Origin of the sequence: Sinorhizobium terangae, assembly GCF_029714365.1 — a bacterium.
In the GTDB taxonomy this organism is placed as follows: Bacteria; Pseudomonadota; Alphaproteobacteria; order Rhizobiales; family Rhizobiaceae; genus Sinorhizobium; species Sinorhizobium terangae.
Map to the genome: position 1 here is coordinate 872,124 of NZ_CP121660.1, position 25,308 is coordinate 897,431.

Annotated in this window: 23 protein-coding genes; 9 read left to right on the forward strand and 14 right to left on the reverse strand. The window is 61.9% G+C overall.

What is annotated here, in order from left to right; all coding sequences use genetic code 11:
* Positions 1–894: an intradiol ring-cleavage dioxygenase gene (locus QA637_RS22770; RefSeq protein WP_153437283.1), complete on the forward strand. Its 894-nt coding sequence runs from the start codon at positions 1–3 to the stop codon at positions 892–894.
* A 51-nt stretch (positions 895–945) separates the two neighbouring features.
* Here the strand turns inward: QA637_RS22770 and QA637_RS22775 are convergent, their stop codons facing one another.
* The 8 genes from QA637_RS22775 to QA637_RS22810 form a co-directional block, all read right to left on the reverse strand.
* Entirely contained in the window at positions 946–2,019 is a 1,074-nt protein-coding gene (locus QA637_RS22775; RefSeq protein WP_283067059.1) for an ABC transporter ATP-binding protein, read from the reverse strand.
* Between the two features lie 4 nt (positions 2,020–2,023).
* Positions 2,024–3,952: a glycoside hydrolase family 127 protein gene (locus QA637_RS22780; RefSeq protein WP_283067061.1), complete on the reverse strand. Its 1,929-nt coding sequence runs from the start codon at positions 3,950–3,952 to the stop codon at positions 2,024–2,026.
* 22 nt (positions 3,953–3,974) lie between these two features.
* Positions 3,975–4,838, reverse strand: a complete 864-nt coding sequence (locus QA637_RS22785; RefSeq protein ID WP_153437322.1) for a carbohydrate ABC transporter permease — start codon at positions 4,836–4,838, stop codon at positions 3,975–3,977.
* A gap of 23 nt (positions 4,839–4,861) precedes the next feature.
* Positions 4,862–5,779 carry a carbohydrate ABC transporter permease gene (locus QA637_RS22790; protein ID WP_153437280.1) on the reverse strand — a complete coding sequence of 306 codons (918 nt, stop codon included), beginning with the start codon at positions 5,777–5,779 and terminating at the stop codon, positions 4,862–4,864.
* A 66-nt stretch (positions 5,780–5,845) separates the two neighbouring features.
* On the reverse strand, positions 5,846–7,084 hold the full coding sequence (locus QA637_RS22795; RefSeq protein WP_283067063.1) for an ABC transporter substrate-binding protein: 1,239 nt from the start codon (positions 7,082–7,084) through the stop codon (positions 5,846–5,848).
* Positions 7,085–7,123: 39 nt separating this feature from the next.
* Positions 7,124–8,101 carry a LacI family DNA-binding transcriptional regulator gene (locus QA637_RS22800; protein WP_346283786.1) on the reverse strand — a complete coding sequence of 326 codons (978 nt, stop codon included), beginning with the start codon at positions 8,099–8,101 and terminating at the stop codon, positions 7,124–7,126.
* 111 nt (positions 8,102–8,212) lie between these two features.
* Positions 8,213–8,893 carry a DUF6064 family protein gene (locus QA637_RS22805; protein WP_283067067.1) on the reverse strand — a complete coding sequence of 227 codons (681 nt, stop codon included), beginning with the start codon at positions 8,891–8,893 and terminating at the stop codon, positions 8,213–8,215.
* A 47-nt stretch (positions 8,894–8,940) separates the two neighbouring features.
* A complete protein-coding gene (locus tag QA637_RS22810; RefSeq protein ID WP_153437276.1) occupies positions 8,941–9,858 on the reverse strand; it encodes an aldo/keto reductase in 918 nt (305 codons plus the stop codon).
* Between the two features lie 320 nt (positions 9,859–10,178).
* On the opposite strand from QA637_RS22810, the gene QA637_RS22815 reads away from it, so the two are divergent.
* Positions 10,179–11,063: a DUF930 domain-containing protein gene (locus QA637_RS22815; RefSeq protein ID WP_283067069.1), complete on the forward strand. Its 885-nt coding sequence runs from the start codon at positions 10,179–10,181 to the stop codon at positions 11,061–11,063.
* A gap of 94 nt (positions 11,064–11,157) precedes the next feature.
* Here the strand turns inward: QA637_RS22815 and QA637_RS22820 are convergent, their stop codons facing one another.
* From QA637_RS22820 to QA637_RS22835, 4 genes are read right to left on the reverse strand one after another with little or no spacing between them, the layout of a single operon-like run.
* Positions 11,158–11,931 carry an ABC transporter permease gene (locus QA637_RS22820; protein WP_283067070.1) on the reverse strand — a complete coding sequence of 258 codons (774 nt, stop codon included), beginning with the start codon at positions 11,929–11,931 and terminating at the stop codon, positions 11,158–11,160.
* Positions 11,915–12,745 (reverse strand): ABC transporter ATP-binding protein, encoded by an 831-nt coding sequence (locus QA637_RS22825; RefSeq protein ID WP_428843162.1) that lies wholly within the window; start codon positions 12,743–12,745, stop codon positions 11,915–11,917. The genes QA637_RS22820 and QA637_RS22825 overlap by 17 nt, the downstream gene beginning before the upstream one ends.
* A 13-nt stretch (positions 12,746–12,758) precedes the next feature.
* Positions 12,759–13,760 (reverse strand): ABC transporter substrate-binding protein, encoded by a 1,002-nt coding sequence (locus QA637_RS22830; protein WP_283067071.1) that lies wholly within the window; start codon positions 13,758–13,760, stop codon positions 12,759–12,761.
* Between the two features lie 47 nt (positions 13,761–13,807).
* Complete coding sequence (locus QA637_RS22835) at positions 13,808–14,890, reverse strand: 4-oxalomesaconate tautomerase (RefSeq protein WP_153437271.1); 1,083 nt, start codon at positions 14,888–14,890, stop codon at positions 13,808–13,810.
* 111 nt (positions 14,891–15,001) lie between these two features.
* On the opposite strand from QA637_RS22835, the gene QA637_RS22840 reads away from it, so the two are divergent.
* From QA637_RS22840 to QA637_RS22870, 7 genes are all read left to right on the forward strand, one after another.
* Entirely contained in the window at positions 15,002–15,937 is a 936-nt protein-coding gene (locus tag QA637_RS22840; protein WP_153437270.1) for a LysR family transcriptional regulator, read from the forward strand.
* A gap of 223 nt (positions 15,938–16,160) precedes the next feature.
* A complete protein-coding gene (locus QA637_RS22845; protein WP_153437269.1) occupies positions 16,161–17,420 on the forward strand; it encodes an ABC transporter substrate-binding protein in 1,260 nt (419 codons plus the stop codon).
* An 80-nt stretch (positions 17,421–17,500) separates the two neighbouring features.
* A complete protein-coding gene (locus QA637_RS22850; RefSeq protein ID WP_153437268.1) occupies positions 17,501–18,424 on the forward strand; it encodes a carbohydrate ABC transporter permease in 924 nt (307 codons plus the stop codon).
* Positions 18,425–18,429: 5 nt separating this feature from the next.
* Positions 18,430–19,296 (forward strand): carbohydrate ABC transporter permease, encoded by an 867-nt coding sequence (locus QA637_RS22855; RefSeq protein WP_153437267.1) that lies wholly within the window; start codon positions 18,430–18,432, stop codon positions 19,294–19,296.
* Positions 19,297–19,299: 3 nt separating this feature from the next.
* Positions 19,300–20,361 (forward strand): ABC transporter ATP-binding protein, encoded by a 1,062-nt coding sequence (locus tag QA637_RS22860; protein ID WP_283067075.1) that lies wholly within the window; start codon positions 19,300–19,302, stop codon positions 20,359–20,361.
* Entirely contained in the window at positions 20,354–21,115 is a 762-nt protein-coding gene (locus QA637_RS22865) for a formylglycine-generating enzyme family protein (protein WP_283067307.1), read from the forward strand. The genes QA637_RS22860 and QA637_RS22865 overlap by 8 nt, the downstream gene beginning before the upstream one ends.
* Entirely contained in the window at positions 21,094–22,098 is a 1,005-nt protein-coding gene (locus QA637_RS22870; protein WP_283067077.1) for a ScyD/ScyE family protein, read from the forward strand. The genes QA637_RS22865 and QA637_RS22870 overlap by 22 nt, the downstream gene beginning before the upstream one ends.
* Positions 22,099–22,111: 13 nt before the next feature.
* Here QA637_RS22870 and QA637_RS22875 read toward each other — a convergent pair whose 3' ends face one another.
* Together QA637_RS22875 and QA637_RS22880 are read right to left on the reverse strand one after the other, a co-directional pair.
* A complete protein-coding gene (locus tag QA637_RS22875; RefSeq protein WP_153437264.1) occupies positions 22,112–22,894 on the reverse strand; it encodes an ATP-binding cassette domain-containing protein in 783 nt (260 codons plus the stop codon).
* Positions 22,887–25,139, reverse strand: a complete 2,253-nt coding sequence (locus QA637_RS22880; protein WP_153437263.1) for an ABC transporter permease — start codon at positions 25,137–25,139, stop codon at positions 22,887–22,889. Before QA637_RS22880 ends, QA637_RS22875 begins: the two co-directional genes overlap by 8 nt.
* Positions 25,140–25,308 lie beyond the last annotated feature (169 nt).

The following is a 25,308-nucleotide window of genomic DNA, read 5'->3' on the forward strand; positions in this document are numbered from 1 at the left end:
ATGGAAGCGCATGAACGAGGTTTTTTCACCGAAGAGAATTCCATCGAGGTCGTGACGGGCCGCAACAAGAACGCCAAGGACGCGCGGCTGAAGCAGGTGATGGAAGTCGTCATCCGCAAGCTGCACGAGGCCGTGAAGGAAATCGAGCCGACGCAGGAGGAGTGGCTGCAAGCGATCCTGTTCCTGACCAGAACGGGGCAGATGTGCAACGAGTGGCGGCAGGAGTTCATCCTGCTGTCGGACACGCTCGGCGTCTCGATGCTCGTGGATGCCATCAACAACCGCAAGCCTTCCGGCGCCTCCGAAAGCACCGTGCTCGGCCCCTTCCACGTCAAGGGAGCTCCGGAACTTGAGATGGGCGCCAATATCTGCCTCGACCAAAAGGGCGAGGACCTGTTCATCCAGGGGCGGATTCTCGATACCAGCGGCAACCCGATCGCCGACGCCGTGCTCGATGTCTGGCAGGCGAACGACGAGGGCTTCTACGACGTCCAGCAGCAAGGTATCCAGCCGGACTTCAACTTGCGCGGGGTGTTCCGGACCGGGCTCGACGGGCGCTACTGGTTTCGCGCGGTGAAGCCGAAATACTATCCGATCCCGAACGACGGGCCGGTGGGTCAGATGCTCGACCATCTCGGCCGCCATCCCAACCGTCCGGCCCATCTGCACTACATCATCAAGGCCGGTGGCTTCGAGACACTGATCACGCACATCTTCGATCCGGACGACCCCTACATCAGTTCCGACGCGGTCTTCGGCGTGAAGGAAAGCCTGCTCGCTGAGTTCAAGCGGACGCACGACCCGGTGCGTGCGAAGGAATATGACTTCGAAGGCGACTTCTGGGAGGTGGAGCACGACTTCGTCTTGGCGCGCGTCGGCGAAAGAGGAAGGTGAGGGAGGCGGCAAGCCTTGGATACCGGCCTGCCGCTCCAGCAGTATCCCGGATCAGCTCAGTCGCCGCCCGTCCGCCGCGAACAGCCGCCGCTGATTGTCGTCGACCGAAAGGGCTATCGTGCTGCCGGCATTGATTTCCGGTCCCGAGCGATATTCGGCAATGAGCGGCTGGCCATCGGCAAGCTGGCAATAGAGATACTGGGTGCCGCCGAGATATTCGGCAAAATCGACTTTTGCAGGAATGTGTTCCTCTCCGCCGTCGGTCACGAAAAGGTGCTCCGGCCTCGCTCCGAAGGAAACCTTTTCTCCGATCTGCAAGCCCTCGCCGGCGACGGGCACCGACATCTCGCTGCCCGCGACGCGGACGCGTCCATTGCCCAACCAGACGGCGTCGAGCAGGTTCATACGCGGCGAACCGATGAAGCCCGCAACGAAGATATTGGCGGGATTTTCGTAGACCTCGCGCGGCGTTCCTGCCTGCTCGATGCGGCCGTCACGCAACACGACGATCTTGTCGGCGAGCGTCATCGCCTCGGTCTGATCGTGGGTGACATAGATCATCGTATTGCCGAGCTCGCGATGAAGTCTGGCGATCTCGATGCGCATCGAAACGCGCAACTCCGCATCGAGGTTGGAAAGCGGTTCATCGAACAGAAAGACATCGGGTTTGCGCACGATCGCCCGTCCGATCGCGACGCGCTGGCGCTGGCCGCCAGAAAGCTGGCCTGGGCGACGGTCGAGCAGGTGGTCGATCTTCAGGATTGCGGAGGCGGCTTTCACGCGCGCATCGATCTCCACCGTTTCGGTGCGCGCCATCTTGAGGCCGAAGGCGAGATTTTCGCGCACACTCATGTGCGGGTAGAGGGCATAGGATTGAAAGACCATCGCGATGCCGCGGTCGGAGGGATCGAGATCGGTGACGTTGCGACCCTTGATCTCGATCTCGCCATCGGTGACCTCCTCGAGGCCCGCAATCATGCGCAGCAACGTCGACTTGCCACAGCCGGACGGGCCGACGAAGACGACGAAAGAGCCTTCGGCAATCCTGAGGTCGATGCCATGGATGACCTCAAGGCTGCCGAAGTTCTTGCGAATATCCGTCAATACAACTCCGGTTTCATTCATGCCGTCACCGCCCGACTTCACCGGCGCGCAGCCAGACGAGCATTTCGCCGGGCGTGCGGTTGTCCCATAGATGGTAGGGAACGAAGCGGGCGGTCGCCTGGTTCACCTTCGGCGGCGTCGTGCGATAGAGCGTGGGTCCCCAGTCATCCGCGTTGTCACGGGCGACGGGAATGTCGAGCGCGACTGCCCCGCGCAGCTCAGCGATTTCTGCAGTCTTTGCCTTCGAGACATCGGAACCAAGCACGATCCCGTTCAAGCCCGCGCCGTTGTCGGTTGCCTCTGCGCAATAGACGAGAGGCCCGCGCATGAGCGCGACGCGGCCAGTGTCCTGCCGCACCTGCGGATTGGCCCAGAGCGTGCGCGGCGTCAGCGGGATATCGAGCTCCACGCGGTCGCCGCTTCGCCATTCGCGCTCGATGCGAGCGTAGCCGTCGATCGTTACCTCCGAAAGATCGATCGCCTCGCCGTTCAGTTTCAATGCTGTGCCTTGCGCCCATTCGGGAATGCGCAGCGACAGCGAGAACCGCACCGGATCCTGCGTCGTGACGTCGAAGCGGATGGCACCGTCCCAGGGATAGCGCGTCTTCTGCGCCAACTCGACCTTCACACCGCCGACTTCGAAGTGTCCCTTGCTCTCGCCGTAAAGATGGACGGCGATTTCGTCGTCAGCGACGGCGTACATGTAGGAGCCAATGGAGGCGAGCAGCCGCGAGATGTTCGGCGGGCAGCAGGGGCAATGGTGCCAGACCCAGCGATGATGCTTGCCCGCGCTTTCAAGCGGGTTCTCGTAGAAGAATGTCTTCCCGTCGAGCGAAAGACCGGCCATGGCGCCATTGTAGAGCGCTTGCTCCATGATGTCCGCATAGCGCCTGTTCGGGCCGCGTCCGAGCATACGGCTTGCCCAAAAGACGAGACCGACTGAGGCGCAGGTCTCTGCATAGGCGCTCTCGTTCGGAAGGTCGTAATACTCCGTGAAGCCTTCGTTCGAAGCCGCCGGCCCGATGCCGCCGGTGACATACATCTGCTTGGTCGTCAGGTCGTCCCAAAGGGTTTCGAGCGCCGAGGTGAGGGTGTCGTCGTTGTATTCGGTCGCGATGTCCGCCATGCCGGAGTAGAGATACATGGCGCGCACGGCATGGCCGACGACCTTCTTCTGCTCTCTGACCGGCAGATGCGCCTGATTGTATTCGTAGGTCTTCTGGATGAACTGCCTCGGATCGCGGCCGTCGCGGATCGCTTCCTCGGTGAAGAAATGAGGCTCTCTGCCGCGCTCGTCGATGAAGAACTTGGCGAGATCGAGATATTTCTTCTCGCCCGTGACGCGGGCAAGCTTTACGAGCGCGAGCTCGATTTCTTCATGGCCGCAGTAGCCCGGCAACTGCCCTTCGCCATGGCCGAAGACCTTGATCATATAGTCAGCAAAGCGGCACATGACGTCGAGCAGCTTGCGCTTTCCCGTAGCCTGATAGTAGGCGACGGCTCCCTCGATCAGGTGACCGGCACAGTAGAGCTCGTGATGATCGCGAAGATTGGTCCAGCGCCGGCCGGGCTGCACCCTCTGGAACCAGGCGTTCAGGTAACCGTCCTTGTCCTGCAGCTTTTCATACATGTCGACGATCGCATCGACCCGTGCCTCGAGCCTGGCGTTGGGCTTGCGGTAGAGCGAATAGGCAATCGTCTCGATCGATTTTCCGAGGTCACTGTCCCAGAACATCTGCGTCGAGCCCGACCAGGCCTGCAGCGGGATGACGATGCCGGGGCTCGGCTGGTCGACGTCGATCGCCCTGAGCATCCCAGCCTCGACGCAGCGGTCGAGCAGGACTTCGGCGGTGGATTCGCAGATCGCGTCCTGGCGATCGCCGAAAAGCCCGTGCACTTCAACGCTCGGAACAGGGAGGGGGCGGAACTGGCGATCGTGTCGAGGTTTGTTCATGACTTCATCCGTTTGCTGGAGTTCATTTGACGGCGCCGGCCATCAGCCCGCGCATGTAGTAGCGTTGCAGAAGCAGGAAGACGACGAGGCAGGGCAGGGTCATGACGGCGACGCCGGCCTGAACCGCGCCCCAGTTGACGGCGCCGAGACGACCGGCGCGCACCGCCATCATCAGCACCGGGAGCGTATATTTCTCGTTGCTCGACAAGAGCACGAGGGCTGCCAGGAATTCGTTCCAGGCATTGAGGAAAGCGAAGATCGCGACGGTCGCGATGCCCGGCAGCACCAGCGGCATCAGCACCCGAAAGAGCAGCTTGAGGTCGCGGGCACCATCGATACGGGCCGCCTCCTCGATCTCCTTCGGCACCGCATCGAAGGCATTGCGCATCATGAAGACCGAGAAGGGAAGCTGCAGCGTCACATAGACGAGCGTCAGCCCGAACAGCGAATTGTTGAGCCCGAGCCTGGCGAGGATGATGAAGAGCGGCGTGAGGATCGACTGAAACGGGATCATCAGCGTGGCGATGATCAAGACGAACAGCACGTTCTTCAACGGAAAGCGGTAGCGCGAGAAGCCGTAGCCGGCGAGGACGCTGACGGCGACGGTCAAGGCGACGGTTGCGAGCGACACGAGCAGTGAATTGAACGTGTGCTGCCAGACACCGGCGCCGAAGGTGTCGAGCGAGCGATAGGAGTCGAGGCTGATGCCGTTCGCCGGCCACGGCGGCAATGGCGGCAGACGGGCCTCCGTTCCGTGTCGGAACGACGCGAGCAGGGTGATGGCGAAGGGCGCCAGGAAGAAGAGCGCGATCGCCACACCCGTTGCGTGATAGGTGGATTCTGCCTGGAACGCCTTGCGCGCCCGGCGCCGGCTGGAGAGGCTCATGGAGGGGTTCATCTTGGAAAAGGTCAAGGACGATCCTCCCCGACGCGAAGCAGCCGCAATTGCACGACGCTGATAACCACGAGGATAGCCAAGAGCGCGATCGAGAGAGCCGCGCCGTAGCCGAGATTGAAGGACACGAAGGACTGGTTGAAGATGTAGTAGACAACGGAGATCATCCGGTTCTGCGGCCCGCCGCTCGTCATGATGTAGAACTGGTCGAAGGCGAGAATCGAGCCTGTCACCGAAATGATCAGCGCCAGCGCAATCGTCCGGCGCATCAATGGCAAGGTGAGATAACGGAACCGCTGCCACCGACCGGCGCCGTCGATGCGGGCGGCTTCGGTCAGTTCTGATGGAATCGCTTGTAGGCCCGTGAGCAGGATGATCATCGTGAAGCCGGCGATCTTCCAGACGACCATGACGATGATCGTGAAGAAGGCGCTATCGAAAGTCGCAAGCAGATTGGGACTCTTTTCAACGAGCCCGAGCGCCTTCAGGGCAGGACCAATGAAGCCGCTGTCGACATTCGCGAGCCAAACCCAGAGCAACGACGCCGACGCGAGACCGACGACGACAGGCAGGAAGATGATGGTGCGGTAGGCGCCGACGAAGCGACGGTGTTTCTCGACGAAGATCGCCAGCGGGAAGGCGACGGCGAAGATCGCGATCGTCACGATCACGGTGTAGTAGGTGGTGAAGCGCAGCGCCGAGACGAAGCGCGCGTCGTTCGCCATGCGGAAATAGTTGTTGAAGCCGATCCAGCGCGGCGAACCGAGCAGCGGCCAGTTGTGCAGGCTCATCCACCCGGTAAACAGCACCGGCATGACGAAGAAGACGATGACGAGGGCCATCGCCGGGGCGATATAAAGAAGCCCGCGCCACTGCGAGCGGCGCCGTCTCCTGCGCACGGGCAATGCTTTTCCTGGGCCAGGGCCGGCCATCGCGATTCTCCGCCTGTTCAAGAGAGGGGCCGGAGGATTGCCTTCGGCCCCGGTTCTAGCCTGCAATCACTGGCCAGTATCGATGATCGACTGCATTTCCGACTGGGCGTTCGAGAATGCCCCGTCGACATCGTCGCCATAGATTGCCGCATTGGTGAACGTCGCCCAAGGGCCGTTGGCGCTGTTGATCAGATCGTTGAATTGCAGCGTGTAGGGTGTCTTGGCGACTTCGATCGCCTTGATGCCCACCTGCATGCGCGGATCGAGACCCTCAAGCACCTTGTCGGCGATATCGCCGCGGGTCGGCAGGCTGCCGTATTTCGCCATCACCTTCTGGCCGTCCATCGAATAGGTGTATTCGAGGAATTCCTTCACCGCGTCGATCTTCTTCGTGCCCTTGGTGATGACGAAGTTATCGCCGCCGGCAAAGGACGAGGTTCCGCCGTTGACGCCGGGGATCAGCGTCACGCCGAAGTTGATGTCGGGGTTTTCGGTCACCAGCGTGCCGATGGCAAAGGCACCGATGCTTTGCTGGCCGATCTTGCCGTTCGTGAAAGTCAGAAAGTTTACGCCGTTGTCGCTGGCCGAACTCGCCGGCACCAGGTCCTTCTTGACCATAGAGCGATAGATATCGACGGCTTTACGCATTTCCGGGGTATCGAGCGTCGCCGTCTTGCCGTCGGCGGAGAGAATGTCGGCACCCGAACCCCAGACGAGCGGGGTGAAGGTGAAGATCATGCAGCCGCCGCAGCCGCCGCCGGAGAAGTAGAAGCCATAGATATCGTCACCGAGCGCGCGGATCTTTTCGGCATTGGCTTCGATCTCCTCCCAACTGGTCGGCGCCTTTTCCGGGTCGAGGCCGGCCTTCTTGTAAAGGTCCTTGTTCCAGGCAAAGATCGAAGTCTCGACCGAAAGCGGCAGGCCGTAGATGCGGTCCTGGTAGGTACCGAGCTTGACGTGCGACGGTGAGAGCGAATTGAAGTAGGGCAGGGCCTTCGCCCAATCGGTCAGGTCCTCGAGCTGGCCGGCGGCGGCAAAGGCCGGAGTGTAGATGAGGTCGAGCGAAAGCGCGTCGGGGGCCTGCCCGCCCGCGATCGCGGTCGCATATTTCTGCACCAGTTCGGAGAACGGCACCTCCGTCATGGCGACCTGGTTCTCGTGGCTGGCATTGTAGGCCTCGACGACCTTCTTGAAGGATTCGCCGATGCCGGAACGAACCCACATTTCGATCTTCTCGGCGGCCGACGCGCCGGACGCCAGACACAAGGTAATGATGCTCGTTGCTGCCAATAGACGCTTGATCATGGCACTCCTCCCGTTGTGGCGCCTCCTCGCGCCGTTTCGTTATTCCGTGGGGCTCGCGCCCCCGCACGATTGCCGGACAACCAACCGGCACGGCAATTTCCTCACGCCCGGCTCGACGCGGTGCCCCTCTGCGAGCGCGAGCACGGTCAGGCCGGCCTCGCGGCCAAGCTCTTTCAAATCCATGTCGACGGACGTCAGCGGCGGTCTGGTTTGTGCCGCGACGATCTCCCAGTTGTCGAAGCCGACCACCGACACATCTTCCGGGACCCTGACGCCGCGCTCGCGCAAGGCGTCCACCACGCCACGGGCGATCTGGTCGTTGCCGCAGAAGATGGCATCCGGCTTTTCGCCGGGCCGAGCCCAGATCGACCCGACGGCCTCATGACCCCAGCTTTCCGCCCAGATGCCGTAAAGGACGGGCTCGACATCGCCGGCAACGTCCCGGTAGGCGCTGGCGCGCTCCCGGACCGAGAAGAAATCCTCCGGCCCGGTGATATGCGCGATCCGGCGGCGTCCGAGCTTTGCCAGCCATTCGACCGCAAGACGCGCGCCCTGCGCATCATCCGAGCGCAGCGTCACGCTGTTTTCGGTTCCTTCGGTAAAGGCATAGACGACCGGGACCGGCAGGCTCGACAGATCGACCGGCAAACGTCGGTCCAGGCGCTTGCCGGAGGCGATGATGCCGTCGACCTGCTTGTCGAGCATGGCCTGGACATGGATCTGCCCCAGCGCCGGATCGTCTTCGATGGCGCACAGGAATACCGAGACACCGTGATCGACCAATGCTTCCGAAATTCCCGCCATGACCGGCAAGGTAAAACGGCCGTAGGTGTCGTTCGTCAGGAGCCCGATCGTGAAGCTGCGCTTGCTGAGCAATCCGCGCGCAAGCGCGTTCGGCCTGAAGCCGATTTCGCCCGCGATCCGCTTCACCCTCTCGCGCGTTTCGGGGCCCATGCGGCCAGTATTGTTCAGCGCCTTCGAAGCCGTTGAAATACTGACGCCTGCTGCCGCAGCCACGTCATGAATGGTCACGCGTCTGTTGGCCGGATTGTCCAGTGCAGCACCCTCCCGTAGTTAAACTAGAGAAAACCTTTTCTCACGCAGTCTGTCAACAGGAAAAAGGTTTTCTCATCGCTCTTTGGGCGAGGTTCGGCATCGGTCAGGGATCAGCAGCAAAACTGAGACAAGGACGATGGAGGCAATCGGGACGATTGCGCCGCGATCCTCCATCGCCGTGAGGGTCAGGCCGCTGAACCCGCACCACAGGAGCGGGATCGGCAGAAGCAGCAAGAGACGTCGTCCTCTGATCGCCAGCACCGCGCCAAGCGTCGAGATCGCGGTCGGATCGGGCATCATGCCGAAGATTTCGGCGGCGGCCAGCGAACGCGTCGACAACGGGGCGAGAAGCGGGTGAACCAGGAGCGCGAACAGGGCAAGAACCGACCCGCCGTAGCGGCGCCATCGGCTCACGGCGACGCAATGGTTCGGATCAAGGCTGAGAAGTGCCAGGAGCCCCGCCTGAACAAAGAACGCCATCGCTGTATAGCTCGCGCCCCAGTTTATGGTTGCATAGCGAAGCCAGAGGAACTGCCATCCGCAAAAGATCCAGGCCACGGCCAAGGCCGGCAGAAGCGCGACCTTTGCCAAGCGCACCTCCCTGAGCACGAGAACCATGATCGCCAGCATGCCGGCCACGAAAACGAGGTGAAGCGGCCAGAAGTCCTGATTGTAGCGCTCGATGAGGCGAACATAGACGCGTGGCGAAAACATCAGGAAATCGGCAGGGGTGTAGGTCCACCATTCCGACATCCATCGACCTCACGGCTCGTCCGTTCGGGGGCACTGGAGGGCGGCGGTCACAACGCCTCCACATAGTCGACCATGCGCCGCCGCATCGTCTCGTCAGGCAGCACGCCGCCGCCGGCTTCGAGATTCTCGCGCACATGGTCGACGCGGGTCGTCGCCGGTATGGCGCAGGTGACGGCCGGATGCGAGATGATGAACTTGAGCAGGAACTGCGCCCAACTCCGCGCCCCGGTCTCGCCAACCCATTCGGGCAAGGGTTCGTCGTCGAGCTGCCGGATCAAGCTGCCCTGGCGGAACGGTCGGTTGACGATGACCGCGATGCCTTTCTCCCGCGCCAGGGGCAGGATGCGCTCCTCCGCCTCACGATCGAGGATGTTGTAGGTGACCTGCACGAAATCGATGGGCTCGCTCGCCATGATGCGTTCGATTTCCCGATGTCGGCGTCCTTCCGAGCTGCTGATGCCGACATAACGCAGCTGCGCCTTTGCCTTCATCTCGAACAGCATCGGCAGATGATCTTCCCAGGAAACGAGATTGTGGACCTGCATGAGATCAAATTTCTCAACGCCCCAATGGGCGCGAGAGGCTTCGATCTGTTCCGCCCCGCTTGCCGGATCGGAAATCCAGACCTTCTCGGCCGAAAACAGGCGATCGGGATATCCGAGCTTCTTAAGACCGTAGCCGATGGTCGGTTGCGAGGACCCGTACATGGGAGAGGAATCGATCATGCGTCCGCCGCCCTCGAAGAAGGCAGCCATCACGGCGGCGCACTCGTCCTTCAGCAGCGGATCATCGCCGACGTTGAAGGTGATCCAGGTTCCGAGTCCGATCGCCGGTATTTCCTCGCCACTCGACGGGATCACCTTGCGGATCGCGCCGGCAGGCTCGGCGTGCGACGAGTGACCCATCGCCGGCAATGATGCAGCCAATGCAAGTCCCTGAAGGACGCTTCGCCGTGTGAACCTCATCGAAGCACCTCCTTTCCGCGCTGGGCAATTGACAGAGGCGAAACTGTACGCGTGACATCCGGCGAGATCATGAACCGCGACGGCCGAGGCCCGAAGCCACGAAGTCGTGATGAGAGACCGTCGGCCGGAGCGTGGGAGGCGCGTCGGGACTTTCCGCTTGTTCACGGCCACGCGAGTCCTTATTTGACGATGACCGTTACAGGCTGGAACGGGATGAGAAACTGCCTCGTCCTGCGCTCTGGCCTCCGCCCGTGCAGCCCGCTGTCTTTTGAGCAATGCAACAGTTCGCCAACGCGCCGAAGAGAGAGATCGGATGGGGCATGCCGACGTCGGTTGCCCTGCATCTGACCGTCGCGTTCCTGTTGCTTTTCCAGCTGCCCGAAGCAACGCCGGAACCGGCGAAAGAGCAGAGCGTCAACGTCGAACTGGTTCCGCCGCCGTCCCCGAAGCCGGCAGAAAAGCCGCAGACGGAGCCTGCGAAATCAACCGCCACCCCATCCGCCGCGCAGCCGCAGGTCTTCGAATCCGCGTCAGTGCGCGCCGAAGTAAAGGAAGCGCAGCGGCCGCCGCAAGGCCCGAGTGACGCACAGGACGTTCCGAAAGTCGTCGAACAGCCGAGGCCGACGGCACCGGCGACAGAGACCGCGCGCGAAATGCCTGAGCCCAAACCGGCGCCGCCGGTGCTGGCGACACCGCAACCGGATGCGGCGACCCAAGAGGGCGAGGCGGAAGCGGCGTCCCTTGAAAGCGTGCCGGTTCCCGCGCAAAAGCCACTGCCGGAAACGGCGGAGAAACAGCAGTCCTCGGAGCCGGCAGGCGCCAAAGTCGAACAGAAATCCGACGAGCTCGTGCCGGCGAAAGAACTCTTTTCGCCAAATGCGCTGTCGAACCCGCGCATCAAGCAGGCGCTTGGCAAGCTCCCCGTCAAGGCACGCGTCGCGCAGATCTGCAGCATCGAGGCGCTGGAGCAGATCCGCAACCAGAGGCCGGGTACTTTCCCGGATATGCTCGCCCGCGCCGGAACTATTTCGACTTCGGCGGTTACCGCCATAGGCAGCGCCTACCGGAGCAAGGCGAACTGGTACAACGTCGACTTCAAATGCGAGGTCGACGCCGAGGCGACATCGGTGGTTTCCTTCAGTTTTGCCATCGGTGGCGCAGTGCCGAAAAGCGAGTGGAATGCGCGCCGACTGCCGCTGAATTGATGTGGGGCGGAGGTGACGGCGCGGTCGGACACTCGCGCGAAAGCAACAGGGCCTCCGTTTCGGGAGGCCCTGTTTCCGGCTTACGGAGTTTGCTTCAGGCGGGACGCTCGCCAGCGCTCGGCCGCCATTTGATCAGCCTTTTTTCGACCACGTCGAGAAGGCTGTCGATGATCAGCACGAAGATTGCCAGTATGATGATGCCGGCAAATACGCCGACTGCATCGAAGTTTCCTTCGGCCTGAGCGATCAGGTAGCCGAGACCGGCAGAGGCGCCGAGATACTCACCTATGATGGCGCCAACGACCGCGAAGCCGACGGAGGTGCGCAGCGAGGACAGGATCCAGCTTGCCGCGGCCGGAAAATAGACGTGGCGCAAAAGGTCCGACCGCTTTGCCCCGAGAATGCGGGCATTCGACAGAACGACCGGGTTCACCTCACGCACGCCCTGCATGGCGTTGAAGAACGTCACGAAAAAGACGAGCGTTACGGCGAGTGCCACCTTCGACCAGAGGCCGAGACCGAGCCACAGCACGAAGATCGGCGCGAGGACGACGCGCGGGATCGCGTTCAGACCCTTGATGAATGGATCGAGAATGCGAGCCGTCCTGCGGCTAAGTCCGAGCCAGACGCCGGCAGCGACGCCAAGGCCTGTGCCGATGAGATAACCGAGCACGGTCTCTGTCAGCGTGATCGTCACATGGCGATAGAAATCGGTGTCGGTCACCCAGGATATGACCTGGTTGAAGATGTCTACCGGTGCCGGGAAGAAAAAGACATCGATCACACCGGCAGCGACGCCAAGTTGCCAGCCGCCGAGAATGACGGTCAGGAGGCAGAGCTGGATCAAACGTTCAGTCATGGCGTTCATAGCTTTTCTCCACTTCGCCGCGCAGTGACGCCCAGATGTTGCGATAAAGATCCATGAAGCGTGGATCGAGCTTGATTTCCGCCACCTCGCGCGGCCGGTCGAGGTCGACCGTGAAGCTGTCGATGACGCGACTGCGCGGCCCGGCTGCCAGAACCACGACGCGGTCACCGAGCGCGATGGCCTCTTCGAGGTCATGTGTGATCATCACGACGGCGCGCCGCTCCTCCTGCCACAGGCGCAAGAGTTCATTCTGCATCAGATGACGCGTGTGGATATCAAGCGCCGAAAACGGTTCGTCCATCAGAATGACCTTTGGGCCGGTAATCAGCGCCTGGGCCATCTGGACGCGTATGCGCTGGCCACCCGACAACTGATGCGGATAGCGGTGCTCGAAACCCTTGAGACCGACCTTGGCGAGCCAGGCCATGGATCGCTGACGACGTTCGGAAGCGTCAACGCCCTTGAACATCGGACCCAGCTCGACGTTCTCCAACGCCGTTTTCCACGGAAGCAGCGCATCCTGCTGGAAGAGATATCCGATAGCGTTCTGAACGCCTTTGACCGCCGCACCGTCGATCGAGACCGTACCGGCCGCAGGCTTCAGGAGGCCGGCGATCGCGTTGAGGATTGTGCTTTTGCCGCAGCCGGTCGGGCCGACGATCGCGAGAAATTCGCCATCGGCAACCGTGAGATTGACATCCTGAACGGCGACATAGGCGCCGAATGACATGGTGACCGCATCGATCGACACCATCGCCTTGGGCGTTTGCCCGCCGACAGCATGCGGCACGGGTTTCACGACAGCCAACGACATGGCTTCCTCCTCATCAGTTCGCGACATCGTGCGGCGCTTTGCCGACGAAGTCGTCGGTATAGGTTTTCGATAGATCGATATCCGCCGCCGCGACCTTCTCGTTGAAGCTCTTGAGAACGGCGAGCGGCGTCTTGACGTCTTCGTCGTTGAAGCGGCCGTCGGTCGAGAAGATCGCCTTCGCGTTCTCGACGGCTTTTATGTAGGTTTCTCTATCGCCCGAAATGAATTCTTTCGGGAGCTTCTCGACGATCTCCTCGGCCGAGTGATTGTTCATCCACTCCAGCGCCTTGACAGTCGCATTCGTGACCTTCTGGATCGTCTCGGGGTTCTCGTCGATGTAGTCTTGGGTGGCGTAGAGGACGGAGGTGGGATAGGTCCCGCCGTAGATTTCCTTGGCGCCCTTGTCGCTGCGCGCATCGACGAGGATCTTGCCGACGCCCTTGGCTTCGATGAAGGTCGCCGCCGGATCGTAGTTGACGAGCAGATCGATCTTGCCCTGTTCGAGTGCGGCGACGGCAGCAGAGCCGGAGCCGACGCCGATCAGCGAAACGTCATCCGCCGACAGATTGTGACGCTGCAGATAGTAGCGAACGAAGAAATCCGAGGACGATCCGGGCGAAGTGATGCCGATCTTCGCACCCTTGATGGTTTCCGGCTTTGCCGGGTCAAAGGTGGCATTCTTGCCGCCGGCAAGGACAAGGCCGGAGTTGCGCGCGAGTTGTACGAAGCCGACGACGGCCTTGTTCTGTGACTGCATCTGAATCGTGTGGTCGTAGAAGCCTACAGCAACGTCGGTCGACCCGGCTACCAGCGCCTGCAACGTTTTCGAGCCACCGGAGGCAAAGTTCTCGACGGTCACCTCAAGACCTTCCTGCTCGTAAAGCCCGAGACCCTGAGCGACGGGAAAGGGAAGATTGTTGAGATTGTACGAGCCGACGCTGATGCGGACCGGTTCCGCAAAGGCGGATCCGGCAAACGCAACGGTGGCCGCGAGGGCGAGCATGAGCTTACGCATGATTGTTCCTCCAGGTTACGTGGCGCCCTCCCGGCAGCCACTTCAAATTATGCCGCGCAAAACAGGCGCTTGGTAGGCTTCGCGAAAACCTGCCCCTCGAACAGGCGTCGCGCGGTTCGCAAGATGCCGGCGACGATCTTTCCGTCCCTCTCTTGCAGCTTCACATCGAGGTGGCCGCTTGGGTGTTCGATCGACAGTACAAGCGGTGGCGCGCGCACGCCGGTCAACCGGGAAGCCACGGTGTTCTTGGCGATGCAGGCCGTGGCTATTCCGACGGCGCCCGTGGTGGCAAGCGAGGGATGACATTGGTGCGGCATGAAGTACCGAACATTGATGTCGCCGTTGCCCTTGGACTTGCTGACCAACACTGGCTTCGGGGTGACCTGATCGCTTACGTCGCCCATGCCCATGCGCCGGCCGGCCTCCATCCTTAACGCTTCGATCCGGCCGAGCGCAGCCTTGTCGGCATTGAGTTCTGCGGCCGTTTCGTTTCCCGTTGCGCCGATCGCCTCCGCATCAAAAAGGACCATGGGCATGGCGCAGTCGATGCAGGTCACCGCGATGCCGTCGATGTATTCGAGGGATTGTCCGGTCGGGAACAATTTTCCGGTCCGCGCTCCGGCCGCGTCCATGAATGTCAGCGCGATTGGTGCGGCCTTGCCGGGGACACCGTCGATCGATGCGTCGCCAAGATAGGCGACCCTGCCGTCCGGCGTCGGAACCTCTGCCTCGATCAGCTTGCCGGTGTTCACATTGTGAATACGGACGACGGTCGTTGCGCCTCGCGCTAAAACTAATCCTGCTTCGATCGAGAAGGGGCCGACGGCGGCGAGCATATTGCCGCAGTTCGGCGAGGTGTCGACCATCTGCTGATCGACGCGCACCTGCGCAAAAAGATAATCGACGTCGGCGCCGGGGACGGTGGGGGGACCGATGATTGCGACTTTGCTGGTGACCGGATTGCCGCCACCGATGCCGTCTATCTGCAGGGGATGGCCCGAGCCCATCACCGAAAGCAGGATCTGGTCCCGCTCGGCCTGGTCCGCCGGCAGATCCGACGCGAGAAAGAACGGACCTTTGGAGGTGCCGCCTCTCATCAAGACGCAGGGTACGGAAATCAGGTCGTTCATCGCCAAAATCCACGAGACTTATGTTTACGCCGTATCAATGATCGGCTTTATTGCATTTAGCGGCAGCACGATTGATATGTGAAATGCAAATTTTTGGAGTATTGATCCGATATGAGCATCAATTGCGAGATCCTCGACCTGAGGGCATTTCTGAGCGTGGTGGAACTGGAAGGCTTCCACAGGGCGGCAGAGGCGCTCAATGTTTCGCAACCGGCCCTGAGCCGCCGCATCCAGAAGCTGGAGATGGCAATCGGTGCGCCCCTGCTGGAGCGCACGACGCGGCATGTCTCGCCGACGGCACTCGGAACGGAGCTGATACCGCTGGTGCGTCGCATGCTCGAGGAATTCGATGGGTCGCTCTTTGCCGTCAGGGACGTCGGTGTGCAACGAAGCGGCCTGGTGACGATCGCGTGCCTGCCGACGGCGGCCTTCTACTTTCTTCCCACTGTCATCAGGCAATTCAATGCCGAGTATCCAAACATCCGGTTTCGAATTCTCGACCTTCCGGCGACCGACGGCCTGCAGGCGGTGGCGCGGGGCGAGGTCGAATTCGGCATCAACATCATGGGCACCTCCGACCCCGACCTGATCTTCGATCGGCTGGTGGAAGATCCCTTCGTGCTCGCGGCACGCAAGGACCATCCACTCGCCGGCAGGCAAGAGGTTGGCTGGAGCGATCTGGAACCGTTCCGGCTGATCACTGTGCACCGGTCGAGCGGCAACAGAACGCTGCTCGACGCCGCGCTTGCGCGATCCAACATCAAGCTGCGCTGGTTCTACGAGGTCACGCATCTTTCGACCTCGCTGGGGCTCGTCGAAGCCGGTCTCGGTATTTCCGTGCTACCGCAAATGGCCACGCCGCAGGGCGATCACCCCTTCCTCGTAACCCGACCGATCCGCACTCCCGAAATTTCCCGAACGATCGGCGTCGTTAGGCGTCGGGGCGGGACGCTCTCTCCCGCCGCCGAGCGCTTTCTCGACATGTTGATCGGGACATGGAGAGTCGAATGCCGTCAACCCGAAGATCGGCCCCCCGCGACCTCCTAATTGCGTAAGGTGTCATCTAAGTTGTCGCTAATGTTGTGCTTATGAGGAAAGCGCGCAGTGTGATAAAATTATACTCGGGAGCAATTCCGGCTTAGGGAGGCGCCGGAAATTTTCAATCTGCCGTAACGCGCTTCGAAGCAGCGTCTCCGTCATGCCGGATAGGGTGGGGTCCCCCTTTCGAAAAAGCGGCCTCTGAATAACAACTCGGAATGGGAGGTGTATGATGGTTCGTAAACTGTTTCTCACCTTGGCTGCCGCGGCGTCCGCGCTCGCGATCAGCGGTGCCGCATGGGCCGATATCACGGTCCTCGTGCCATCCGGCAGCGAAGGCGACGGCCTGAGAGCCGCGGCCGCAGACTACGCGAAGATGAAGGGCACCAAGGTGGAGACCGTCCAGGCGCCCTATGCCAACGTTTTCGAACAAGGGGCCAATGCCGGCGCCACCAAGTCCGGGGTCTTCGATATCATCCTGATGGACGATCCTTGGATTCCGTTTTTTGCCGAAAACGGGCATCTGGAGGACCTGACGCCCTACTTCAAGAAGGCCGGACTGGAAGGACCGGACAACGATTTCCTGTCGAAGTCGCTGGCGATCTGCCGCAACCCCTACAATTCCGGGCCCTATGTCTGCCTGCCCTATGTGGGAAATGCGCAGATGTTCTTCTATGACGCCGCCAAGTACAAGGAAGCCGGCGTTGACGCCCCGAAAACCTGGGACGACGTGCTGAAGGCGAGCAAAAAGCTGACCGAAGACGGCGGCGGCCGCTATTTCGGCTATGTTTTCCGCGGTGGGCAGGGCAACCCGGTCGTTGCCGATTTCATGCCTATCTTCTGGTCCTATGGCGCCGATCTCTTCAATGCCGATCGGAGCAAGGTCACGATCGACACGCCGGAAGGTGCCGCCGCCATGAAGATGTTCATGGCGTTGCGCGATGTCTCGCCGAAGGGGGTCGAGAGCTACAACGCCAACGAGGTCGGCACGGCGCTTGCCGCAGGGACCTCCGCTTCGTCGATCAACTGGCCGAACTGGGTCGCGACCTTTGAGGATCCGAGCCAGTCGAAGATGGTTGGCAAGATCTCCTATACTGCTATTCCAGCCGGAACGAAGCCGGGCAGTTCGGAAATCGGCCATTGGACCATGGGCATCATGTCGGCATCGAAGAACAAGCAGGAAGCCTTCGACTTCATGCTTTGGGCAACGTCGCCCGAGCAGATCAAGATTTCCGCCGAGCGCGGCAATCCGCCCGTCCGGGCCTCGGTTTTCACCGATCCTGAACTGACCAAGCAGGAGAAATTCCGGCACTATCCGGTGCTGATGGAGGCGATCCAGGCTTCGACCCCGCGTCCGCGCCATCCGAAATGGCCGGAGATCGAAAATGCCTTTGGGATCGAACTCTCGAAGGCGGTCGCCGGCACCATCACGCCGGAGGAGGCGCTGAAGAACGCGCAGGCGGCGGTCGAGCAGATCACCGGCCTCAAATAGCCGGAGTTCTCACGAGCGGGGCTTTCGGGCCCCGTTCGCGTCGGGATTCGAGGTCGATAAGAGGTCTGCAGGAGAGACGGATGTTGAAATCCGCGGACGGCACATTGACCGCACAGTCTCAACCAGGTGGCGGGCTGGAGCGGTGGGCAGAGCGCCATCTGCGCTACCTGATGCTTGCGCCGACAGTTTCGATATTGCTGGCGCTGACGATCTTCCCGAGCCTCTACATGTTCTATGCGGCGGTTCACAGGATCAGCCCGAACCCCGATCTGCCGTGGGAGTTCGTCGGTACGGGCAATTTTGCACGGCTGCTTTCGGACGCGCAGTTTCATGTCGCGCTCCGCAACACCATCGTCTTTACCGTGGTGGCAGTCACGGTCGAATTTCTGCTCGGCCTCGGCCTCGCCCTGCTACTCGACAAGTTCATCCGCCGGCTGACGTTTCTGAAAACCGTGCTGATGATCCCGATGATGCTGCCGCCGATTGCGGTCGCCATCACCTGGAAGCTGATCTACGAGCCGCAATTCGGCGTACTGAACGAAATCATGTACCGCCTCGGTCTTCCCTTGCAGGCATGGGCGGGCGACGTGAACCTCGCGATGTTCTCGATCATTGTTGCCGACGTCTGGCAGTGGACTCCGTTCATATTTCTCCTGATGCTCGCGGGCCTGGCGAGCCTGCCGGTGGAGCCCTACGAGGCGGCCGCGCTCGACGGCGCTTCGTCCTGGCGACAGTTCTGGGACCTGACGCTTCCCTTCCTGAAGCCGGTGATCGCCATCGCGCTGCTGCTGCGGGTCATGGATGCGCTGCGCCTCTTCGACCTGGTCTTCATCCTGACCGGTGGAGGTCCGGCCGATCGCACCAAGGTGCTGAGTCTTTACATCTATCAGGTCGCTTACCGTTTCGCCGACCCCGGCTATGCGGCCGCGATATCGCTGTTCGTGCTGTTCGTGACGATCGTTCTCAGCACCTGGTTCATGAAACGCATGCGGCTGGCGGATTGAAGACGATGGCGACGAGAACCCTCCATAGACGCAGCCGTACGAGAGAGGTGCTCACGCGTCTCACGGCCTATCTCGCGATCGTGGTCGCATTGATCCTGACGCTCTTCCCGATCTATTGGATCGCCGCCAATTCCTTCAAGTTCGACATCGACATTTTCGCCGTGCCACCGGAATGGCTGCCGCGCAACCCGACGTTGAAGCATTACAACGAGGCCTTCATCCAGCGTCCTTTCCTGCGCTACGCGCTGAACAGCTTCCTCGTCGCGGTCGGGACGACGATCGTCTCGGTGGTTTTCGGCACCATGGCGGGTTATGCCCTGGCGCGGTTCAATTATCCGTGGCAGTGGCGCAAGCAGATCTCGTTCTGGATTCTTTCGACACGCATGATGCCGCCGATCGTCAGCATCATTCCGCTCTACCTGTTCTTCAACTACTTCGACATGCTGAACACGAAGTCGGCGCTCGTGATCGCCTACACCGCCTTCAACCTGCCGTTTGCGACCTGGATGATGAAGAGCTATTTCCAGGACCTCCCGGTCGAACTGGAGGAGGCCGCGGTCGTCGACGGCGACACCCGCTGGGGCGCCTTCCTCCATGTGGCCTTGCCGCTTGCCCGGCCGGGGCTTGCCGCGACCGCCATCTTCTGCCTGATCATTTCATGGAACGAGTTCCTGCTGTCCCTCATCATTACACTGACCGAGCAGTCGCAGACGCTGCCGATCGGCATTGCCGGGCGGGTGACACAGTACAACACCTATTGGGGCGAGATCAGCGCCGCCGGTTTCATGGCCTGCGTGCCGATCGTCATCTTCGCCTTCATCGTCCAAAAGCATCTTGTCCGGGGGCTCTCCCTTGGGGCTGTCAAGGGTTGAGCCATGGCGTCGGTCACCTTCAAGAACGTCTCGAAGAAGTTCGGCGAGTTCGTTGCAATCACGGATTTTAACCTCGAGATCAGGGACAGGGAGTTCCTCGTCCTGCTCGGTCCTTCCGGCTGCGGCAAGACGACGACCATGCGCATGGTCGCGGGGCTCGAGGAGGCGACGTCGGGCGACATCTACATCGACGCCGACCGCATCAACGGCGTGCTGCCCAAGTATCGTGATGTGGCGATGGTGTTCCAGTCCTATGCGCTCTATCCGCACCTGACCGTCGAGCAGAATATCGGCTATCCGCTGAAAATCCGCAAAGTTCCGCCGGCCGAAAGCAAGCAGCGGATTGTCGAGGTGGCGCGGCGCGTGGAGCTCGACGGCCTGTTGTCCCGTCTTCCTAGAGAGCTTTCCGGCGGCCAGCGACAGCGCGTGGCGCTTGCGCGCGCGATCGTGCGCACCCCGCGCGTCTTCCTGATGGACGAGCCGCTTTCCAATCTCGATGCCAAGCTCCGGACGCAGATGCGCTCGGAACTGAAGCATCTGCAGCACGAGCTCAAGGTCACGACGATCTATGTCACCCATGACCAGATAGAGGCAATGACGCTCGCCGACCGTGTCGCAGTGATGAACAAGGGCGTGATCGAGCAGCTTGGGACGCCAAGGGAAATCTACAACGATCCGCGCACGCTTTTCGTTGCCGGTTTTATCGGCTCGCCTTCGATGAACCTCATCCCGGGGGAGGTGCGGGACGGCGTTTTTGTGAGTGCTGGTCTGAGGGTCGGGGGGCTCGGCCGCGTGAGCCTTGCGCGCGCCGTTCTCGGCGTCCGCGCGGAGGACGTCCATGCCGCTCGCGCCGACGATCCCGACGTCAATCTGGTTGCGCCGATCTACTCTGTCGAACTCACCGGCGACAGTACCCTCGTCAGCCTGCGGCTCGGCGCAAAACTCATGACGCTTCGGGCCGACAAGAATTTTGCCGGCCAGATCGACCAGCGGATCGGCGTCAAGGTCGCGGCGGATCGGGTGTTTCTGTTCGACGGGGAGACACAAGCCCGTGTCGATGTCTGATCTTTGCGCCGCGGCACTCCTCCTTGCTTTCACACCTCACGCGGCTGCCGCCGATGCCGGACCGATCGCCGGCAATCCGCTGATCGGCATTCCCGCCGGTCCGTTTGTGTTCGGTCGCGACGATGGTCCCGAGAACGAGCGGCCGCGCCGCGTGCTCGACGGACAGGCCTTCGCCATCAACCGCACGGAGATCACCAATCGCCAATATCGCCGCTTCGTCGAGGAAACCGGTCATCGCTCGGCCTTCTACGCCAATCACCCCGCGCTCGGGCTGGATGACAGGCCGGTGGTCGGCGTGAGTTGGGGAGACGCGACAGCCTTCTGCCGTCACTACGGCCTATCTTTGCCGTCGGAGCGGCAATATGAGAGAGCCGCGCGGGGGGCAAACGGAGCGGCGTTTCCGTGGGGCGAGCATGGTAACGTGGTGCCGGCGAATTTTGGCACCGACGACTGCTGTTCCGGCGACGCGCGCGACGGCTATCCGATGACGGCGCCGGCGGACGCCTTTGCCGATGGCGCAAGCGAAGAAGGCGTCCTCAATCTCGTCGGCAATGTCTGGGAATGGACGAGCGACATCTACGCACCTTACGAGGGCAATGCCTCGGGAGAGAGCGCCGGGCAATACCGCGTACTTCGCGGCGGCTCCTGGAACAGCGATCCGAGCCACCTTACCACGACCTATCGCCTCGCCTATGATCCGGAATTCCGATTTGCAGCCAATGGCGGCTTTCGATGCGTTCGCTCCGAACCCTGATCACGGTGGCCGGTCTTCTGTTCCTCGCAGCCGGGGCCGCCGCCGATCCCGTGGTCGCCCCCGGCTATAGGCTGGAAACACTCAGCAAACCAGGCGCGGCTTTTTCCGGCCTTTCGCGCGACGGGGGGACACTGCTCGTCACCGATCTTGCCAGTGGCCGGCTCCAGCGGCGCGAGGCCGACGGCAAGCTCGTGGCCTTCGGTCCGGCTTTTCCTCACGGTCTCGACGTGATCGGCGACCCGACCGGCCCCTATCGCGTCGTGCGCGTTGGCGATGCTCTTGTCGTGGCTCAGGGGTGGACGCCGGTCGATGCCGGCGAAGGCCCGCTTGACCATGCCCTCGTGGCGATCGGTGACGACGGCAACACCCGCGCAATCAGCGCCGATTTCTGGAATCCGTTCGACTTCGCCGTCGCGAATGGAACCTATTACGTCATCGACTCGGCGCGAAACAGTGTCGAACGCATGCAGGCGGATGGTCGCAAGCAAACGCTCATGACCTTTCGCCGCCTGAAGCAGGAAACGACGGCATTGCAGCAACTTTCGCCGACGGAGTTCACGGACGAGAGCTACGAAGTCGATGCGGTGCCGACCGGCATCGCCCTTCGCGACGGGCGCATTCATGTCGCGCTGTTCGGTGGATTTCCCTTCCTCGACGGCGCGGGAAAGGTCGTGTCAGCTCCAGAGACAGGCGGAGCAGCGTCGCCGCGGGTCGATGTCGAGGACCTGAACGCGCCGGTGGCGATCGCCTTCGACACGGATGGCGGCATGCTCGTCCTCGAACATGGCCGCTATGAGCAGAAGGAAGGTTTTCTGAAGGGCAGCGGCCGATTGCTCAAACTCGATAAGACGACGGGCACCCGGCAGACCGTTCTCGAGGGCCTGACACGACCGGTGGCGGTCCTTGTCTGGGACGAGCGGCGGCTTATCGTCTCCGAACTCGCCGGCAATCTCCATTTCCTGACGCGGGAATCGAGGCCATGACGTCGATGAGCATTCAGGCGTTTCTTGCCCGATCAGCCGTGATCGCCTGCTCGCGCGTCCCCGAAACGATGATCTCCAGCACCTCGTGCTCATCGGTGTTCTTGATGTAGCGGTCGCCGACATATTCGCCGCGCTTCAGCACCATGACGCGATCGCCGACGGCGAAAATGTCGACGAGGCGGTGGGAGATAATGATCTGGGCGACGCCCTGCCGCTTCAGTTCGAGCATCGTCTCAAGCAGCCGCTCAGTCGCCATCACCGAGAGGTTGGCTGTCGGTTCGTCGAGGATCACCACGCGCGGCTCGAACGAGATCGCTCGGGCGATCGCCACCGATTGCTGGCGGCCACCCGACAGGCTCTCGACCTTCTGATAGACCGAGTTCACGTCCACCTTGAGGCGCTTTAACACGCTGTCGGCTTCCGCATACATGCGCCGTCGGTCGACGAAGAGCCCACGCCGCGGCCAGCGACCGAGAAAGATATTCTGGCCGACGTCCATGTTTCCGCAAAGGGCGAAGTCCTGGTAGATCATCTCGATGCCCGCCGCGCGGCTTTCATGCGGGCTCTTGAAATAGACCTGCTCGCCGGCAACGAGAATCTCGCCCGCGTCACGTTGATAGGCGCCGGTCAGGATCTTCATCAGCGTCGACTTGCCGGCCGAGTTGTCGCCGACGAGGCCGAGGATTTCGCCCGGGTAGAGCACGAGATCGACGCTGCGGAGCGCCTGCACCGCACCGAAGGCCTTTTCGATGCCGCGCATCTCTACGAGCGGAGGACTTCTGGGGGTATCAGGCATGGCTGGTCTCCGGCGCTCGCTGGCGCGCCATGCGCTCGCGCAAGCGGCCAAACAGGTTGGCCTGGCGGACCCAGATGTCGACCAGCACCGCGATGATCAGGATGCCGCCAATGAAGACGTTGATCCAATGCTGCGGCATGCTGAAGCCCTGCACATTCAGTTGCAACAGCGCCCGCACGAGCGTGATCACGGCCGCGCCGGCGAGCGCGCCGATCATCGTGCCGTAGCCCCCGAAGATCGAACCGCCACCGATGATGACCGCGGCGATCGCATCGAGCTCACGGAACTGGCCGGCCACCGGGTTGAAGCTGCGGAAATAGGCGACGTTGATGATCCCGGCCATGGTCGCGCAGAGAGCGGCCAGAAGAAGCGAAAGGAAGCGCACCCGATTGGTGTTGATGCCGGCATAGGCGGCGGCGCGGATGTTGCCGCCGGTGGCATAAACCTTCTGGCCGAACGGTGTGTAGGCAAGGACGACGCCGGCGACGAGCGCGACGAGGAGCATCCAGATCGTTTGCACGCTCACGACCTGGGCGATTGCGCGCAACAACCCTTCCGGCAGCACGATCCGCATGTGGAGGAGAATGTCGTTTACCTTGCGGCCCAGCAGGTTGTAGCCCTCGGGCCAGCCCGTCAACTGCTGGCCGGCGACGAACCAGGCGGCGAGGCCGCGGGCGATGTAGAACATGCCGAGCGTGGCGATGAAGGCCGGCAGCTTGAAGCCGACGGTGACGACGGCATTGACGAGGCCGGCCGCCATACCCGCTAGAAGACCCATCGTCACGGCGGTGACGGGATCGGCGCCGAGCACCTTCAGGAAATAGGCCGCGGTACTGCCGGCGAGCGCGAGCACCGCGCCGACCGAAAGGTCGATGTCGCCGGCGGCGATGACATAGACGAGCCCGACTGTGATCAGTGCCAGTTCGGTATAATTGAGCAGGATCGCGAAAGTGTTGGAGAGGTGCCACCAGTAGTCGGGACGCAAGGCAACACCCGTCAGCCACAGGAGGACAGCCAGGATGATGGCGAGCGCATCGCGGCGGGCGAAGAAGCGGCCGAATGCCGTCGCCGACACTTCAATGTCGGTCGCCATCGCTCCCTTGGTCTGGACGCCCTCCAATGCCACGCCGCCGATCTCGTAGGCCGGCGGCGGCGGCTGGCCGCGCAGCCACGCCCAGAACCGGCCAGCAAGCTGACGACGAATGAGATGAGGCTCGATCAGCACGGCGATGACGAGCAGGAGCCCGAGGAACACGAGTACAGCGCCCGCCGGCAAGGTGTATCGGGCATTGACGGCGATGCTCTCGCCGTCGATCACGACGGTTCGCGTGATCGACCAGCCCTCGCGCAGCACCTTGTCGATCAGGACGACCACGGCGGTGCCGAGGCAGGAGCCGATCACGCGGCCGCGCCCACCAAGGATCGACGCCCCGCCAATGATGACGGAGGCGATGACGGTAAGCTCCCAGGTAACGCCGTAGAGAGGCGTCACGCCCTTGTCCTGAGCGGCCGAGAGCAGTGCTGCAAGGGTCGCCGAGAGCGACGAGATCAGATAGGCCCGGATGCGCACCCAACTGGTCGGGATGCCGGCATAGATCGCCGCCTGTTCGTTGCCGCCGGTGGCGAAGGTCTCGTAGCCCCAGCGGGTCTTGCCGAGCACAAGCGCACCGACCACGGCGACAACAGCGAAGATGACGATCTGGTTGTTGAAGCCGAGGACGTTGCTCTCACCGAGGTGGAAGAAGAGCGGGTAATCCTTTGCTTTGCCTGAGTAATAGATCGCCTGGCCGTGCGTCAGTGCCAGCACGAAGCCGCGGCCGATGAAAAGCATCGTCAATGTGGCGATGAATGCCGGCACCTTGAGGATCGTGACGAGTGTGCCGTTGACGAGTCCGATCAGGGTGCCGAGGAGCACGCAGAGGATCACCGACGTTGCGATATCGAGATCAAGAAAGCTCGGCGCGAAGAGCCGGGCAAAAATCACGGCGATCAGCCCGTAGGTCGAGCCGACTGACAGGTCGAGATCCTTGTTGGCGATGACGAAGGTCATTCCGACCGCGATGATCCCGACGCGGGACGTGTCACGCAAAAGCGCGTGAAGGGCCCCTGTCGACCCGAAGAAGGCCGGATTGACAAGCGCCCCACCGAAATAGAGCAGGGCGAGGAAGATCAGGAGACCAACTTCCCAGCCGCCGAAAAGCTGCGGTGGTGCACGGCCGAGCGATGTCGTCGTCGTGAGCGCCATAGGGTCCCTATCGGTCGGTCCTTGCCAACGGAGGCGGGAGAGACGCACCCTCCCGCCATTGCACAAATGCTCCTACAGCGCCGCGCGCCTTATCAGACGCGCAAAGAAGCGGCTGTAGCACTTTGAATCGCTGCATGTTTTTACCTTTAGTTCGGATGAGGAAACATGC

Bases quoted from the DNA above. Each gene is read 5' to 3' on its own strand.
- QA637_RS22855 (WP_153437267.1), top strand. From the start codon at position 18,430: ATGGCGACGAGAACCCTCCATAGACGCAGCCGTACGAGAGAGGTGCTC.
- QA637_RS22845 (WP_153437269.1), top strand. From the start codon at position 16,161: ATGGTTCGTAAACTGTTTCTCACCTTGGCTGCCGCGGCGTCCGCGCTC.
- QA637_RS22820 (WP_283067070.1), bottom strand. From the start codon at position 11,931: ATGAACGCCATGACTGAACGTTTGATCCAGCTCTGCCTCCTGACCGTC.
- QA637_RS22860 (WP_283067075.1), top strand. From the start codon at position 19,300: ATGGCGTCGGTCACCTTCAAGAACGTCTCGAAGAAGTTCGGCGAGTTC.
- QA637_RS22825 (WP_428843162.1), bottom strand. From the start codon at position 12,745: ATGTCGTTGGCTGTCGTGAAACCCGTGCCGCATGCTGTCGGCGGGCAA.
- QA637_RS22775 (WP_283067059.1), bottom strand. From the start codon at position 2,019: ATGAATGAAACCGGAGTTGTATTGACGGATATTCGCAAGAACTTCGGC.
- QA637_RS22770 (WP_153437283.1), top strand. From the start codon at position 1: ATGGAAGCGCATGAACGAGGTTTTTTCACCGAAGAGAATTCCATCGAG.
- QA637_RS22830 (WP_283067071.1), bottom strand. From the start codon at position 13,760: ATGCGTAAGCTCATGCTCGCCCTCGCGGCCACCGTTGCGTTTGCCGGA.
- QA637_RS22875 (WP_153437264.1), bottom strand. From the start codon at position 22,894: ATGCCTGATACCCCCAGAAGTCCTCCGCTCGTAGAGATGCGCGGCATC.
- QA637_RS22795 (WP_283067063.1), bottom strand. From the start codon at position 7,084: ATGATCAAGCGTCTATTGGCAGCAACGAGCATCATTACCTTGTGTCTG.
- QA637_RS22780 (WP_283067061.1), bottom strand. From the start codon at position 3,952: ATGAACAAACCTCGACACGATCGCCAGTTCCGCCCCCTCCCTGTTCCG.
- QA637_RS22865 (WP_283067307.1), top strand. From the start codon at position 20,354: ATGTCTGATCTTTGCGCCGCGGCACTCCTCCTTGCTTTCACACCTCAC.
- QA637_RS22835 (WP_153437271.1), bottom strand. From the start codon at position 14,890: ATGAACGACCTGATTTCCGTACCCTGCGTCTTGATGAGAGGCGGCACC.
- QA637_RS22850 (WP_153437268.1), top strand. From the start codon at position 17,501: ATGTTGAAATCCGCGGACGGCACATTGACCGCACAGTCTCAACCAGGT.
- QA637_RS22805 (WP_283067067.1), bottom strand. From the start codon at position 8,893: ATGTCGGAATGGTGGACCTACACCCCTGCCGATTTCCTGATGTTTTCG.
- QA637_RS22870 (WP_283067077.1), top strand. From the start codon at position 21,094: ATGCGTTCGCTCCGAACCCTGATCACGGTGGCCGGTCTTCTGTTCCTC.
- QA637_RS22840 (WP_153437270.1), top strand. From the start codon at position 15,002: ATGAGCATCAATTGCGAGATCCTCGACCTGAGGGCATTTCTGAGCGTG.
- QA637_RS22790 (WP_153437280.1), bottom strand. From the start codon at position 5,779: ATGGCCGGCCCTGGCCCAGGAAAAGCATTGCCCGTGCGCAGGAGACGG.
- QA637_RS22880 (WP_153437263.1), bottom strand. From the start codon at position 25,139: ATGGCGCTCACGACGACGACATCGCTCGGCCGTGCACCACCGCAGCTT.
- QA637_RS22810 (WP_153437276.1), bottom strand. From the start codon at position 9,858: ATGAGGTTCACACGGCGAAGCGTCCTTCAGGGACTTGCATTGGCTGCA.
- QA637_RS22815 (WP_283067069.1), top strand. From the start codon at position 10,179: ATGCCGACGTCGGTTGCCCTGCATCTGACCGTCGCGTTCCTGTTGCTT.
- QA637_RS22785 (WP_153437322.1), bottom strand. From the start codon at position 4,838: ATGAGCCTCTCCAGCCGGCGCCGGGCGCGCAAGGCGTTCCAGGCAGAA.